Origin of the sequence: Oryzomonas rubra (genome assembly GCF_008369015.1) — a bacterium.
In the GTDB taxonomy this organism is placed as follows: Bacteria; Desulfobacterota; Desulfuromonadia; order Geobacterales; family Pseudopelobacteraceae; genus Oryzomonas; species Oryzomonas japonica.
Window position 1 is genome coordinate 29,629 of the sequence record NZ_SRSD01000013.1, and the last position, 16,406, is coordinate 46,034.

Consider the following 16,406-nt stretch of genomic DNA (forward strand, 5'->3'; position numbering starts at 1 on the left):
GCAGTGTTTGTGGGGCGCATCATTTGAGACCTCGTTTGATCAGGAAAAACGGCGGAGAGGGAGGCAATTCCCTGTCCGGCCGGAGCGCAAAAGCTTCCCACGGAGGAAAAAATGCTTTTCATTTCTGAAAAGTCATTTAAAATCAGAGCTTCCACTATGATAATGGTGTATACATACGATGTATTCGGTCTTTCACGTCAGGCGACTGTTCTTGTGGGGTGACGACCGGGTAGCTGGAATCAAAGCCACAGGAGGATGGATCTAATGGGGAAAAGATTGGTGATGCCGATGATTGCGTTGTTGCTGTATGGGATGCCTTCAGCCGTTCCGGCGGTGGCTGCTCCGAATCCCGGCCCGGAGGTCATCAACCTCAAGATGGGGGTCATGGTGCTCCCGTTCCAGCATAGAAAACATCAGAAGGATTTGAACAACGAATGCTTTCACTGTCACACGCGCGAAAGTGGCAAGATTGATAATTGGGGCAAGGACACCGCCCACAAAATCTGCATTTCCTGCCACGATCTCTACGACAAAGGCCCGGTTGAGTGTCAGCAGTGCCATAAAAAATAGTTTTCTGATTATCCGGCATTTCCCGGCCCGCCCACAAGGCGGGCTTTTTTTGTCCGCTCTTCCGGGGGCCGACCGCTGTGCTGGTCCCATCGCCCCGCCGCGGAATGCAGAATTATGCGGCGGGGCCCTTCTTGATCCGTTGCAACCGATTGTTGAGGGCTTGCCGTGTGATGCCCAGCAGTCGGGCGGCTACCCCCTGGTTGTTCTTTGCGATTTCCAGCGCCCTGCGGATCAGTTCCGTTTCGGCGTGCTTCAGGGTCGGGAACCGGTCGAAGGTGACGCCGTTGACCCCCACGAGATTCTGGGGCGCGGAGGAGGCGCCCTGGAACGGGAACGAATCCCGCTCCCGCTCGATAAGTTCACAGAAGTACTCGGACGACAGTTTCGATGAGGCGGCTTTGGTCACGCTATCAAAGACCATGGCCTTGAGCTCGCGGACATTGCCGGGAAAATCGTAGCTGCACAGGAGATCTACCAGTTCCTTCCGGTACGTAGGACGTTTCTTGTCAAAGATCTTGGCGGTCTCATCAATGAAGTGGTCAAGAAGGAGCGGTATGTCGTCAAGGCGGTCCCGGAGGGGGGGGATTGTCACTTGATGTGTGCAGAGGCGGTAGTAAAAGTCCTTGCGGAATTTCCCCTCGTTTACCAAGTGCCGTAAGCTGCGGTTTGAAGCGACCACAAGGCGCGCATTGCTTTGGAGAGGGTCGTCCGACCCCAGGGGGTAGTATTCGTTTTCCTGGAGAAGGCGGAGCAGTTTTACCTGGGACAGCTCGTTCAGGTCGCCGATCTCGTCCAGGAATATGGTGCCGTTGGCCGCCTTTTTTATGAGGCCGTCCCGGTCCTGGTTCGCCCCGGTGTAGGCCCCCTTTTTATGGCCGAAGAGCGTATCGGAAAACATCAGGTCGTCCAACCCCGAGATGTTGATGGTTACAAACTCTCCCTTGCGCTTGCTCATGGTGTGTATCGCCTTGGCAACGAGTTCCTTGCCTACGCCGGTTTCCCCATTGATCAGGACCGCCTGATGGGAATTCGATATGACCTCCACATACTGCATGAGGGAGAGCATGTTCTTGTTGTGTGTAATGATCGAATGGCGGGAGGCGATGGCTGAGGGTAAGCCGACGGCCTGCTCCGGGTCCTGAAGAAAGCTCAAGCCGTCGTTCAGGGAGCGCAGTTCCAGCGCCCGGCTGATGCTGGCCATGAAACGGTTGATCGATATGGGCTTGGTCAGGTAATCGACCGCTCCGGCCTTGATGCACTCGATTGCAGAATCAATCTGGTTCTCCGCCGTCACGATGATTACCGGGACATGCGGCTTGTTCTTGGTAAAAAGCTCAAGGAGGTACATGCCGTGGAGCCTGGGCATGGAGAGATCCAGCACCACGGCATGTACCTCCTGGGTGTTGAAGTACTCGAGTGCCCTGCGGCTGTCTTCAAAGGGGATGACGTTTTCGTATCCGTCATGGCAGAGCAACGACTCGAGGAGTGACAGGGCCTGGGTGTCGTCATCCACGATCATGATGGGCGTTTTATCGTTGTTTTTGTTTTCCATGGTCAACTCGCATATGGTCGGATTTTTCAGCTTGATGCGCGTAGCAGGAACAAATGATGCGTACCTTCTTTCCCAAAATCGGTGCTGTTGAGGTGCTTTTCCCGAATACTACATCAAAACAATCAGCATTTCAATCGACCAGGATACCTGCCGAAATAAATAAGCGGGATTTATTGCACACATAGACGCCGTTCCCCGGTGTCGGACCGGTCTGTTTCTGTGGGAACAGGACTCTCGTCGGCCATGTCTGCGCCCATGGCATTTCCAGCTCGTTCATTACGGCTTCGACATTAAAAAATATAGAGGTGAAATTGTTGTGATCTTTTGCTATGAATATGCATGATGGCCTTAGGATAAAAGTGGTCCTTAATGGACGAAGAATCGTAGTGGCAATCTCTTCCGGGAGTAGCTGATCCGACCATGGCTGAGACACGACAACATGTTGTATCATTGGCAGCAGCAGTCGCACTCTGTGGCGTCATCTTCGTTATCGACCTGCTGACCCCACCCGGTGCTGCGGTCTGGATCGGTTACCTCTTCATACCGCTGTTCCTGTTCCGGTGGCTGGGGGTCGGACCGGTCACATGGCTGGCCGGCGCCTGCACCGTGCTGATGCTTGTGGACCTCCTGGCGACACCTCCGGCCACCCATTTCGAAATTTCCCTCTTCAACCGAATCCTGGCAATAATCGTACTGTGGCTATCGGTCGCCTTTCTGAGAATGCATGCGCGGATGCAGGCATCGTGCGTGGAAAGCGAGGCGCGTTACGACAGTCTGTTCAACAGCAGCAATGACGCGATGCTGATAATTGAGCCTCACCATGGGAGTATTGTGGATGCCAATCCGGCAGCGGTCGCGTTCTACGGCTATCCCAAAGAGCAACTTACCGCCATGCGCATATTCGACATCAATACGAATGATGAGGCCGAAACCAGGGATAATATGAAACATGCCGGCAACGGCGCCTCTTCGCGTTTTGTGTTTCAGCATCGCCTGGCAGACGGCTCCCTGCGGAGTGTGGAAGTTTCTTCTGGCACCATCAGTTTTCGGGGTAGGGATCATCTCTTTTCCATCGTTGCCGATATCACCGAACGAAAACGGGTTGAGCAGGAACTCCAGCAGGCCCATGCAGAACTCGAACAGCGGGTTGCCGAACGGACCTGTGAACTGGCGGACACGATCCAGGTTCTGAAAATGGAGATTGCCGAGCGGGAGCGGGTTGAAGATGCCCTGCGGGAGAACGAGGAACGCTACCGCTCCCTCTTCAACAACAGCATCGACGGCATCCTGCTTGCCACCTCCGGCGGCGATGTGCTGGAAGCCAATCCCGAGGCCTGCCGCATCCTCGGGATGACAGAAGCGGAGGTGTGTGGCCGGAACAGACAGGACATCGTCGACATGACGGATGAGCGGGCAACGATCCTGCTCGATGAGCGGGCGCATACCGGCAAGGCGCGTGGCGAGGTCATGTTTATTCGCAAGGATGGCAGCAGGGTCCCCTGCGACATAAGCTCATCGCTCTTTGCCGACAAGGATGGGAACCTCAGGGCGTGCATCATCTTTCGCGATGCGTCGGAACGGAAGAGGACGGAGGAATATCTCGTCAGGACGGCGGATGAGATCCGGGACCTGTACGACAACGCCCCCTGCGGCTACCACTCGCTGAACGATCACGGCGTCTTCGTGCTCATCAACGACACGGAACTCAATTGGTTGGGCTACCGTAGCCATGAGGTCATCGGCAAGATGAGCTTTAGCGACATCCTCGCGGATGGCAGCAAGGGGGTGTTTGCAGAAACCTTCTCCCGGTTGAAGCGGGAAGGCCAGGTAAAAGGGGCCGAATTCGAGTTGGTTCGTAAAGACGGTAGTCATATGTCGGTCATGGTCAATGCGGTTGCCATCCGGGACGGGGACGGCAACTACGTCATGTGCCGAGCCACCGCGTTCGATATTACCGCCCTCAAGCAGACGGAATCGGCGCTGCGCAGGAGTAACGAGCGTTACATGCTTGCCGTTCAGGGGGCCAGCGACAGCATCTGGGACTGGGACCTGGAGACCAATACGGCTTTTGTCTCGTCCCGCTGGAAAGAGATGCTGGGGTACGGCGAGAATGAAATAGATAATGTCATGGAAGAATGGATGAGCTTGATCCATCCCGATGATTATCAGGTCGCATTGGAGGCTCTGAATAACTATCTGGATGGGCGTATCCCCGAGTTCTGTCTGGAATGCCGCCTGCGTCACCAAGACGGCAGCTATCGTTGGGTATTGACGCGCGGCGCCTGTTTTCGTGACAGCGACGGCAATCCCCACCGTATGGCCGGGTCCCACACCGATATCACCGAGCGGAAACTGGCCGAACAGCAATTGCTGGCGGAGACCGCCGAACGTCTGCGTACGGAGCAGGATCTCCGGGAGAAGGAGCGGTTGATGCTGCTCCAGAGCCGTCAGGCCGCAATGGGCGAGATGATCGGCAATATCGCCCATCAGTGGCGCCAGCCGCTTAATACCCTCGGACTCATCATCCAGAGGTTGCAGCTTTTTTATAACTCCGGTAAGTTCGACGCCAATTTCCTGCGGGAGAATACGCAGGAAGCGATGAAACTTGTCTATCACATGTCCCGGACCATTGATGATTTCAGGAACTTTTTCAAGCCGGACAAGGAAAAGAGCTCCTTCAGCGTACATGCCACCATCCTGCAAACCATCTCGCTGATCAACGAAAGCTTCAAGGCCCATCATATACAGATCGATGCGGACACGGAGGGCGATGTGCGGGTTCTCGGTTTTCCCAATGAATATTCCCAGGTGGTTCTCAATATCCTGCTGAACGCGCGTGACGCCTTCGCGGAGCGCGGCATGGATGACGCCAGGGTCGTGATCAGGAGCTTCTGCAGGGAGGGGGCGTCCGTGGTCACCATACGCGACAATGCGGGCGGTATCCCTGCCCATATTCTGGAGAAGATGTTTGAACCTTATTTTACGACAAAGGGGCCGGACATGGGGACCGGCATCGGTTTGTTCATGGCCAAAACCATCATAGAAAAAAATATGAACGGCACGCTCAGCGCCCGCAACAGGGGCGATGGCGCCGAATTCACGATCGAGGTTTGATATGCGGGCCGCCCAGCCGTCAATTTCTGTCTTGTATGTGGAGGATGAACAGAGCGCCCGGGATATCCTCGGCTCGGTATTTAAAAGCAAGTACCGTTTCACGCGCCTCGATGCTGCCGAGAACGGGGAACAGGGGCTTGCGCTCTTCAAACAGCATCACCACGATATCGTTATTACGGACATCAGCATGCCGGTTATGGATGGCGTTGAAATGGCTGCCTCCATACGGGACATTGCCCCGGAAACGGCCATCATTGTCTTGACGGCCCACAGTGGGACGAGATACCTGCTGGACTCCATCGAGCTGGGCATAAACAATTACGTGCTCAAACCGGTGAATTACGAAAAACTCTTTGCCGCCATCGACAAAAACATTGCCATGATCACGCTGAAAAGGAAGGTCGCCTCCCAACACCGTTTTATCTGCAAGCTCTCCCGCGCCGTCGAACAGAGCCCCAGTACGGTGTTGATAACCGATGAGCGCGGAGAGATCGAATATGCAAATCCCAAGTTTTTTGAACTTACCGGCTACTCCCCCGATGAGGTCCTGGGGAAGAACCCGCGCATTCTCAAGTCAGGGGACATGTCACCAGCCTTTTATGACGCCCTGTGGCGTACCATCACTTCGGGGAAGGAATGGTACGGAGAATTTCTGAACCGGAAAAAGAACGCGGAGCTTTATTGGGAGTCTGCCGCCATTTCTCCGGTCATCGACGAAACCGGCGCCATTACCAACTACGTTGCCGTAAAGGAAGATATAACCGCCCGCAAGCGTGCCGAAGAAAAGATCGAAGCCCTCAACGCCGCGCTGGCGGACCGCGCACGGGAACTGGAATCCGCCAATGCGGATCTGGAGGCATTCAATTATACTGTCTCCCACGATTTGCGGAATCCGTTGACCATTATCAGCAGCTACAGTCAGTTGCTCTTGGACAAGTGCGGTGCAAGCCTGGATGAACAGGGTGAAAAAATCGTCGGGATCATCAGCCACAAAGCAAAGCAGATGGAGGATCTGCTGTCGGCCCTTATCGTTTTTTCCAAGTTGTCGCAACAGGTTGTCGACAAAGAAACGGTGGATCTCACTGCGATTGCCTCCGGCATCAGGGCGGAATTGCATATGAAGGAGCCGGAGCGGCAGGCCGGGTTTTGCATCCAGGAGGGGGTTTCTTGTCGCGCCGACAAACACCTGATGTACCTCGTTTTGAGCAACCTCATGGGAAACGCCTGGAAATACACCGCTCTCAAAGACGAGCCGCAGATAGAATTCGGTATGGCCACCACCGATGGGAAGCCGGTGTATTTTGTCCGGGATAACGGCGTCGGATTCGATATGGACAAGGCAGACAGGATGTTCGGAACCTTTCAGCGCCTGCATACCGACGGCAATTTCGAGGGATTTGGCATCGGGCTGGCAACCGTGCAGCGCATCATCAACAAGCACCAGGGGCGCATCTGGGCCGAGGGGGAACCGGGCAAAGGCGCCACGTTCTTCTTTTCGTTCTGACCCCGAATCACCCGCACCGCTTCGCGTAACAAGCGTCTTTCCTGACTCCACTCGGCGCTACCTTTCCTGTATCCCTACCGATGCCATCACGACCTGAAAAATCGTAGTTGACAAAGCCCCCTCAATCTGGTTTATTGTCGCCATTGTTTACGGTATAACTATTTAAAATAGCTGAATAAATTTAGTTTTGCTAAATGTTTGGCGGTTTCAGGCGCACGAATTTCACCCACGTTAAATGTTCCACGGTACCCCTACACTTCGGAGGACATTCATGCAGAAACAGAAGTTCCGCAAGGTCATGGCCGCCAATCGCGGCGAGATCGCCATCCGTATCTTTCGGGCCTGTACCGAATTGGGTATCGGCACGGTAGCCATCTATTCGGAAGAGGACAAGCTGTCGCTCCACCGCTACAAGGCCGACGAGGCCTACCTGGTCGGCAAGGGCAAGGCGCCCATCGACGCCTACCTGGGGATTGACGAGATCATCGCCCTGGCCCTCAAGGCGGATGTGGACGCCATCCACCCCGGTTACGGCTTTTTGGCCGAAAACGCCGAGTTTGCCGAGAAGTGCGAGGCAAACGGGATCGCCTTCATCGGCCCCACCGCCGAAATGCAGCGTGCCCTGGGAGACAAGGTGGCGGCCCGCAAGGTGGCCTTTGCCGCTGGGGTCCCGACCGTACCCGGCACCGAAGAGCCCATCGGGAAAGAGGAGGAAGCGCTCAGGTTCGCCAAGGAACACGGCTACCCGATCATCATCAAGGCCGCGGCGGGCGGCGGCGGCCGCGGCATGCGCGTGGCCCACAACAAGAAGGAGTTGTTGGAGGGGTTGGTGGCCGCCGGGAGCGAAGCCAAGGCGGCCTTTGGCAATCCGGCCGTATTCCTGGAACGCTACTTGGCTAATCCCAAGCATATCGAGGTGCAGGTGCTGGGGGATAACTTCGGCAATCTGGTGCACTTCTATGAGCGTGACTGCTCCATCCAGCGCCGCCACCAGAAGGTGGTGGAATTCGCCCCCTCCCTGTCCCTGTCCCAAAAGACCCGCGAGGAGTTGTGCGACGCGGCCCTCAAGATCGCCGGTCAGGTCAAGTACCGTAATGCCGGGACCGTGGAGTTCCTGCTGGACCAGGAGGGGAACTGGTACTTCATCGAGATGAACCCCCGCATCCAGGTGGAGCACACGGTGACCGAGATGATCACCGGCCGCAATCTGGTGCAGGACCAGATCCTGATCGCCTGCGGCCACAAGCTGTCCGACCCGGAGATCAACATCTCCAGCCAGAGCGCCATCGATATGCGCGGCTACGCCATCCAGTGCCGTATCACCACCGAAGACCCGGCCAACAACTTCGCCCCGGACTTCGGCACCCTGACCACCTACCGTTCGGCGGCCGGTTGCGGGGTGCGGCTGGATGCGGGCAACGCCTTCACCGGCGCGAAGATCACCCCCCATTACGACTCCCTGCTGGTCAAAATCAGTTCCTGGGGGCTGACCTTCCAGGCCGCTGCCAACATCATGAACCGCGCCCTGCAGGAGTTTCGCGTGCGCGGCGTCAAGACCAACATCGGTTTCCTGGAGAACGTCGTCGCCCACCCGGTCTTTCTCAAGGGGGATTGCGACACCTCGTTCATCGAGAAGCACCCGGAACTGCTCAAGGTCCGGGAGAAAAAAGACCGGGCCAGCAAGGTGCTCAAATTCCTGGGCGAGGTGGTTGTCAACGGTTCGCCCGGCATCGCCAAGCCGCTCAAGTCCGCCGACCTGCTGGAGGCCCGGGTACCGGAAACCGACGTGACCAAACCTCGTCCATCCGGCTCCCGCGACCTGTTCATGAAACTGGGGGCCGAGGGGCTTTCCAAGTGGATCCTGGAACAGAATAAACTGCTTTTGACCGATACGACCATGCGCGACGCCCACCAGTCCAACCTGGCCACCCGTGTGCGCACCTACGACCTGCTCAGGATCGCCGAGCCGACCTCCCATCTGGGGGCCGATCTATTCTCCCTCGAATGCTGGGGCGGCGCCACCTTCGACGTCTCCATGCGTTTCCTCAGGGAGGACCCCTGGCAGCGATTGCACAAACTCTCCGAACAGATCCCGAACATCCTGTTCCAGATGCTCCTGCGCGGCTCAAACGCCGTGGGCTACACCAACTACCCGGACAACGTGGTGCAGAAGTTCGTGGAAGAGGCCGCCAACTCGGGCATCGACATCTTCCGCATCTTCGACTCCCTCAACTGGACCACCGGCATGCGGGTGGCCATGGATGCGGTGCGCAAGACCGGCAAGATCTGCGAGGCCGCCATCTGCTACACCGGCGACATCACCGACCCCAAGCGGGACAAGTATCCCCTGGAATACTATGTGAATATGGCCAAGGAGTTGGAAGCCATGGGCGCCCATATCCTGGCCATCAAGGACATGGCCGGTCTGCTCAAACCGTTGGCCGCCTATAAGCTGGTCAAGGCGCTCAAGGAAAATATCGGTATCCCGGTCCATCTCCATACCCACGACACCTCCAGCAACGGCAGCGCCATCCTGCTCAAGGCCAGCGAGGCCGGGGTGGACATCGTCGATGCGGCCCTGTCGTCCCTGTCCGGCCTGACGGCCCAGCCCAACCTGAACGCCCTGGTGGCGGCCCTGGAGGGGAGTGAGCGCGATCCCAAGGTCAACGCCCCCGGCCTGCAAAAACTGGCCAACTACTGGGAGACGGTGCGGGACTATTACTCACCCTTCGAGTCGGGCCTCAAGTCCGGTACGGCCGAGGTCTACCACCATGAGATCCCGGGCGGCCAGTATTCCAACTACAAACCCCAGGTGGCCGGTCTGGGCCTTCTGGAACGCTGGGATGAGTGCAAGGAGATGTACCACAAGGTCAACCTCCTGTTCGGCGACATCGTCAAGGTCACGCCGTCATCCAAGGTGGTGGGCGACATGGCCATGTTCCTGGTCAAGAACAATCTGGAGCCGAACGATGTCTTCACCGCTGGGGAGGAACTGGCCTTCCCCGAGTCGGTGGTGGGGATGTTCAAGGGGATGCTGGGCCAGCCCTACCAAGGGTGGCCGCAGGATCTGCAGCGGATCATCCTGAGGGGGGAACAACCGATTACCTGCCGCCCCGGCGAGTTGCTGGAACCGGTGGATTTCGACGAGGAACGGCTCAAATTGGAGGAGAAGCTGGAGCATGCGGTCAGTGACAAGGCCATGGTCTCCAATATCCTCTACCCCCACGTGTATCCCGAATTCGACCGCCACCGTCAGGAGTACTCCGACACCTCGGTCATTCCCACGCCGATCTTCTTCTACGGCCTGGAACCGGGGCAGGAAACCTCCATCGAAATCGAACCGGGCAAGACCCTGATCATCAAGCTCAACGCCGTGGGGCGCGTGCAGGCCGACGGCACCCGCACCGTGTACTTCGAACTGAACGGCAACAACCGCTCGGTGGTCATCCGCGACCAGTCGGTCAAGAGCGATGAGGCGTTGCGCGAGAAGGCCGACAAGGGCAACCCCAACCATCTCGGCGCCCCTATGCCGGGCAAGGTGCTCAAGGTCAACGTCAAGGCCGGCGATCTGGTCAGGGGCGGCGACGTGCTGATGGTGACCGAAGCCATGAAGATGGAGACCAACATCAAGGCCAGGGCCGACGCCAAGGTAGCCGAAGTGAAGTTCAAAGAGGGGGAGAAGGTAGAGAAGGAAGACCTGATCATCGTCATGGGCTGATGGGAACCAACAAATAGCGTGCAAAAATAAACGCCCCGTTTCGGACTTCCGAGGCGGGGCGTTTTTTTTGCACTTGTTGTTTTCTGCCTCACGTGGAACGGCAGCATTTTTTCCCATAGTGGCGGGAAAGCGGTATACTGAATGTACAGTAAGTGTTCTGTGCAGTCAGGGGAGGTTGCGAGTATGGATAGCAAAAAAACGCTCAACAGTCAGGATGTTTCCCTTGCCAGCCGTATCGCCGGGGCGGTGTGGGGGCAGTTTGTAGGGGATGCCTTCTGTCTCGGAAGCCACTGGATTTACGACCTGAATGAATTGGAACGGCTCTTCCCTGGGGGGCCGCAAGGTTTTGACCCGCCGGCCGAGGGGCATTATCACTTCGGTAAGGAACCGGGGGAGTTGACCCACTACGGCGATGCCGCGCTGCTCCTGCTCCGTTCGTTGCTGGAACGGGACTGCTTCGATGCCACCGATTTCGGGAGCCGCTTCGTGGCCATAATGGAATGCCCGGCCTACAAGGGGTACCGGGATCATGCCGCCAGGGAGACGCTGGCCAACTACCGGGCATTCCGGGAGGCCCATCCTGATGCGGCCTACAGCTTCCAGGAGGGGGCCGACGACGACCAGCCGGCCACCATCAGCCGTTTGGCGCCTCTGGCCGCGCGCTATTTCCGCAGCAGCGATTACCTTCTCCAGGTGGAACGGGCCACCCGGGTCTGTCAGAATAACGACCGGGCCGTGGTTTACCTCAAGGCCCACGCCATGATCCTGCGCGAGCTGTTCCTGGGGCGCTCTCTGGACGACGCATTCAAAAGGACTGTGGAGTTGATGGATGGGGAGGGGCTTTTGGGCGCCGAAGTCAGCGGGAAGATTACGGATGCCTTTTCGTCCCGCACCCTGCCGGTGCGTACGGTGACGGCCCGGTTCGGTCAGACGTGTCCCCTGGCCAGCAGCTTTCCTGCGGCCGTCCACTGCGCACTGCACCATGCCGACGATTTCGGGGGGGCACTGAAAGCCACGGCGGCAGCCGGCGGTGACAACGCCGGCCGGGCGGCTATGGTTGGGGCTTGGCTGGGGGCATCTCTGGGCGTTTCCGCCATCCCCGGAGAATGGTGCCTGCGCCTCAAGGCCCACGCCGAGATCGAGAACGGCATCGGCCGTTTGATGCGAGTGGAGTGAAATCGCTTCCAGGCGGCTTCGGCCGCCTTTTTATTGCTTTTGACTCACCGGCGCGCCTGACGTATAATCCCTCTCGTACGGTCGCCGACGATGCCTGTCCGTATCATAACCGTCATACCGGACGGCATCGTTTCCCCCGAGAGGAGCCCCATGCAATTCTTTATAGACCCTTATTTCCCCGATGACATAAACGCTGTTGGCGACGCAGGCATGGCCGGATTCGAAGAGAAACGGCCGTTGTATTTTTCCGGCTGCAAGAATTTTCTCGACCACTACCGCGAAGAGATCAAGTTGCTGCACAACGAGGGCGCCTCCGGCAGCGAGGTGGCGCATCTGATCTGCGACATGATGGACGAACTGAACAACAAGCTCTTCCAGAGCATCCTGTACGACGTCGACGGCGGCAGCATGTTGGAACACATCAGCCTGGTGGCGGTGGGGGGATATGGCCGCGGCGAACTGAATCCCTACTCCGATATCGACATCATGTTCCTGCACGACGGCAGCATGCCGGCGGCACGGGTGGAGGACGTGGCCCTGAAAATGCTGTATTTTCTCTGGGATATGCGTCTGGACGTGGGCTATTCGGTCCGGCAGATCTCCGACTGCGTCGAAATGGCCGCCGCTGACAGCACGGTCAAGACCGCCCTGATCGACGCCCGTTACTTGAGCGGTCCCCGGCAGCTGTTCGATAACCTCTCCAAGGTGATCCTGACCCAGATCATGACCAAATCCAGCGACAAGTACATCAAGGAAAAGATGGCCGACATGAAGAGCCGCCGGGAAAAATACGGCTCGACCGTCTACCTGTTGGAACCGAACCTGAAGGAAGGCGAGGGGGGGTTGCGCGACCTGCAGACCGCCATGTGGACGGCGCGCGTCAAATACAAGTTTACCAGCCCCAAGGAATTGATCATCAAGGGCATATTGACGGAAGAGGAACTGGACACCTATTACGCGGCCCTCGACTATCTCTGGCGCATCCGCAATGAACTGCATTATTTCAACGGCCGCAAGAACGACCAGCTCACCTTTGACGCACAGGTGCACCTGGCCCGGTTCATGGGGTACCAGGATCACGGCAAGGTCCTTGCCGTGGAAGATTTCATGCGTGACTACTACCGCCACGCCAACCGGGTCGAACACTTTGCTTCAAGCCTGGTGTCCCAATGCATCTGGCGTGATGAAGGAGCCCTGAAGATCCTCGGTTATTTCGTGCGCCGCCCGGTGGGGGACGGCTGTTTCGTGCTCAAAGGGGAGTTGATCATCCCGGACGAGGCGGTGGTGGAGAAAAACCCGGTTGTCCTGATGCGCATCTTCGAGCTGGCCCAGAAGCACGGCGTCCTCCTGAACGTCCGTGTCAAGGCGTTGGTCCGCAAAAGCCTGTATCTGGTCAACGACAAATTCCGCCGCAACCGCGAGGTGAACCAGTCGTTTCTAACGATCCTCCGCTCGCCCAAGGGGGTGGCCGAAACCCTGCGGAGCATGCATCACCTGGAGTTCCTCAACCGTTACATCCCGGAGTTGGAACATATCTACTGCAAGGTGCAGCACGACATCTACCATATCTATACGGTGGACATCCATACCCTGTTTGCCGTGGAAGAGGCCGAGAAGATGCTGACCGGCCAAGCGAAGGAACTGCTCCCCTTTCCGTGCGAGGTCGCCTCCCAGATCGGCAAGCGCGAACTGCTGCTGCTGGCGGTCCTGTTTCACGACATCGGCAAGGGGGAGGGGGGAGGTCACGCCGAAAAGGGCGCCGCCATGATCCCCACCATTGCCCGGCGCATGGGGCTTTCCAAGGAAGGTACCGAACGCCTGGAATTCCTGGTGCGCCAGCACCTGTTGTTTGCCCACATCTCTCAGCGCCGCGACCTGCACGACGAACGGATGGTGGTCCAGTTCGCGCGCCAGATGGAAACCAGCGAAAACCTGAAAATGCTGTACCTGTTGACCATTTCCGACGTCAGGGCGGTTGGCTCGGATGTCTGGACCAACTGGAAGGCGCTCCTGTTCCAGGAGTTGTACGAAAAGGCCTTCAACGTCCTGGAACGGGGCGATTTCCACCTGGAGGCCAGCAGCGAACGGGTCAAGGGGGTTATCAAGAGGGTCACGGAATTGCTGCAGGACGATTTCCCGGTGGCGACGGTCCGGGAAGAACTCAAGGCCATGCCGGTCCGGCTCTTGCTCTCCAATGACCTGGCCCTGATCTCCGGCCACGCCCGGCTGCTGCTCGGCCTGGAAACGAGCGACCTGCTCATGAAGGTCGTCCATCAGCAGGAGAGCGGCTATTCCGAGTTCACCATCTGCACCCACGACATGCCTGGCCTGTTCTCGCGCATTACCGGTGTCATGGCCGCCAACGGCGTCAACATCCTGGGTGCTCAGATCAACACAAGCCGTAACGGCAAGGTGCTGGACATACTCCAGGTCAACTCTCCCCAAGGCATGGTCATTACCGACGAACAGCGCTGGCAAAAGGTCCAGGACGATATGCACCTGGCCCTGCATGGTGACGTCAGCGTGGCGGAGCTTGTGGAGAACCGTCAGCGCCCCTCGCTCCTCACCGCGCGTCCCATCCCGCGTTTTCCGACCCGGGTGGAGATCGACAACGAGGTGTCGGAAGACTATACGGTCATCGATATCTACACCCATGACAAGGTCGGACTGCTCTACCTGATCACCAGCACCCTGACCCATCTGGGGCTCTACATCGGCGTTTCCAAGATTTCCACCAAGGTCGATCAGGTTGCTGACGTCTTTTATGTACGGGATATCTTCGGCCAGAAGATCGTATCCGAAGAGAAGTTACAGGAGATCATACCGTACCTGATGCGGGCCATCGACGAGTGGGTATAATATCAAGGTACTGAGGGGAAAAATATGACCGACGACCAGAAAAGGAAGATTCCTCACCTGCACCCCGTATGTGTGCACTTTCCCCAGGCCCTCTTTCCGGTCGCCTTTGCCGCGGCACTGATCTATCTGGCGCTGGGACTTCGGGAATTCGAGGCCGGTGCCTATGTGTGCGTCCTTTTGGGTTTGCTTTCCGTGCCCGTGGCCGCCCTGAGCGGGGTCATCGACTGGAAGCTCCGTTTCCGGGGGGCCATGACCCGGGTGTTCAAGATCAAGATGGCCGGCTCGGGACTCCTGGTTATCCTGGCCCTGCCGGCGGCGCTGTTGCGCGCCTCTCATCCCGATCTGCTCCTCCATCCCATCCAGGATGCCGGCTGGGGCTACCTGCTTCTGCTGGCCGCCTGTGCCGCTGATTGCACTGTTCTCGGATTTTACGGTGGCCGGCTGGTGTTTCACTGATGGTGCGAAGAACAGGGAAAACCATGGAACAACAATTCTGCAATCAGGCAGGCATATGATGGAAAAGCACTCCAACGACCCGCTGCACGGCGTCACGCTGAAGATGATGCTGGCGGAACTGGTCGATCATTACGGTTGGGTGGAGTTGGGGAAACGTATCGATATCAGGTGTTTCACCCACGACCCGAGTATGGGGTCCAGCTTGACGTTTTTGCGCAAGACCCCCTGGGCCAGGGACAAGGTCGATGAACTGTATCTGCGATGGAAACTGGAGGAGTCGTAGGTGATCGGTTCCGGCCGTGAATTGTGCGCCATTCCTGGGGAAATTTGGATTCCATGAACGACTACCTCGATCTGTTCATAAACTATCTGGCCGTGGAAAAGGGGCTCTCCGGCAACACCCAGGAGGCCTACAGCCGCGACCTGACGCGTTACCTCGATTTTCTCGAAAAGCAGGGCGCCACATCTCCCGGCAGCGTGAAAGCTACGGATATTGCACTCTTCATGGGACGGCTGAAAGACCGGGGGATCGGCCCGCGCAGCCGGGCGCGCTGCCTGTCGGCCATTCGTATGTTCCACAAGTTCCTGATGGTGGAAAACTACGCCGAAACCAATCCGACCTCGATTATCGAAGCGCCCCGCATCCTGCATAAATTGCCGGGATTTCTCACGACCCAGGAAGTGGATGCCCTGTTCGCCGCCTGCGCCGGCACGTCGGCCGAGAACCTTCGCGACCTGGCCATGCTGGAGTTGCTCTATGCCACCGGCCTGCGGGTTTCGGAACTGGTCGGCCTCAAACTGCGCGAGGTCAATCTGGACTCCGGTTACCTGATGACCGTGGGGAAGGGGAACAAGGAGCGTCTGGTGCCCATCGGCGAGTCGGCCCGGGATAAGGTCGGGACGTATCTTGCGGCGGTACGCACCAAGCTCGATCCGCGGTGCGCGAACCCCTTTCTCTTTCTTTCCCGTCTCGGCGCGGACATGAGCCGTCAGGCGTTCTGGAGCATCGTCAAGAAGCGGTCCTTGATGGCCGGCATCCGCAAGAACATCTCGCCCCACACCCTGCGGCACTCCTTCGCCACCCACCTGCTGGAAAACGGCGCCGACCTGCGCAGCGTACAGATCATGCTGGGGCACGCCGATCTCTCCACCACCCAGATCTACACCCACGTCACCCGCGAACGGCTGAAACGGCTGCATCAACAAATCCACCCGCGGGGGTAGACGGTCCAAAGCGAATATTCGCCACGGGGAAAAAAGGTATTGACGGTGGGAGTGATAGTTGTTATAACCAGCGTCCCATTTGACGCGGAGAGTTTTGCCGAGTCGTTGGGGGCGGAAAAAAAGGAGTTTGGCCGGAAAAAACTTCTTGACAATGTCGGCTTGATTTAGTACTTTGTTCGTCTGTCACGGAACGCATCTGGTCTTTGAAAACCGAATAGCAGGAAGTTGTGAGA

General features: G+C 57.7%; 10 protein-coding genes. 9 read left to right on the top strand and 1 reads right to left on the bottom strand.

The features are described from left to right. Positions 1-264 precede the first annotated feature (264 nt). The gene (locus tag ET418_RS17615) at positions 265-570 is read left to right on the top strand and encodes a cytochrome c3 family protein (protein ID WP_149309897.1); all 306 of its coding nucleotides are present in this window, start codon (positions 265-267) and stop codon (positions 568-570) included. Between the two features lie 112 nt (positions 571-682). On the opposite strand, the gene ET418_RS17620 is transcribed toward ET418_RS17615, so the two are convergent. Continuing rightward, on the bottom strand, positions 683-2,122 hold the full coding sequence (locus ET418_RS17620) for a sigma-54-dependent transcriptional regulator (RefSeq protein ID WP_149309899.1): 1,440 nt from the start codon (positions 2,120-2,122) through the stop codon (positions 683-685). A gap of 420 nt (positions 2,123-2,542) precedes the next feature. On the opposite strand from ET418_RS17620, the gene ET418_RS17625 reads away from it, so the two are divergent. The 8 genes from ET418_RS17625 to xerD all read left to right on the top strand — a co-directional run bounded on the left by ET418_RS17625 (position 2,543) and on the right by xerD (position 16,173). Continuing rightward, the gene (locus ET418_RS17625) at positions 2,543-5,236 is read left to right on the top strand and encodes a PAS domain S-box protein (RefSeq protein ID WP_149309901.1); all 2,694 of its coding nucleotides are present in this window, start codon (positions 2,543-2,545) and stop codon (positions 5,234-5,236) included. A 1-nt stretch (position 5,237) separates the two neighbouring features. After that, positions 5,238-6,740 (top strand): sensor histidine kinase, encoded by a 1,503-nt coding sequence (locus ET418_RS17630; RefSeq protein WP_188055689.1) that lies wholly within the window; start codon positions 5,238-5,240, stop codon positions 6,738-6,740. Between the two features lie 271 nt (positions 6,741-7,011). Continuing rightward, entirely contained in the window at positions 7,012-10,458 is a 3,447-nt protein-coding gene (locus tag ET418_RS17635; RefSeq protein ID WP_149309905.1) for a pyruvate carboxylase, read from the top strand. A 183-nt stretch (positions 10,459-10,641) separates the two neighbouring features. Next, positions 10,642-11,634, top strand: coding sequence for an ADP-ribosylglycohydrolase family protein (locus ET418_RS17640; RefSeq protein ID WP_149309907.1), 993 nt, complete (start codon positions 10,642-10,644; stop codon positions 11,632-11,634). A 150-nt stretch (positions 11,635-11,784) separates the two neighbouring features. Then, positions 11,785-14,493: a [protein-PII] uridylyltransferase gene (gene glnD, locus ET418_RS17645; protein ID WP_149309909.1), complete on the top strand. Its 2,709-nt coding sequence runs from the start codon at positions 11,785-11,787 to the stop codon at positions 14,491-14,493. A gap of 24 nt (positions 14,494-14,517) precedes the next feature. Continuing rightward, positions 14,518-14,949, top strand: coding sequence for a DUF2231 domain-containing protein (locus ET418_RS17650; RefSeq protein ID WP_149309911.1), 432 nt, complete (start codon positions 14,518-14,520; stop codon positions 14,947-14,949). A gap of 55 nt (positions 14,950-15,004) precedes the next feature. After that, a complete protein-coding gene (locus ET418_RS17655; RefSeq protein WP_218043415.1) occupies positions 15,005-15,232 on the top strand; it encodes a VF530 family protein in 228 nt (75 codons plus the stop codon). Positions 15,233-15,285: 53 nt separating this feature from the next. Then, a complete protein-coding gene (xerD, locus tag ET418_RS17660; protein WP_149309913.1) occupies positions 15,286-16,173 on the top strand; it encodes a site-specific tyrosine recombinase XerD in 888 nt (295 codons plus the stop codon). Positions 16,174-16,406: the final 233 nt, after the last annotated feature.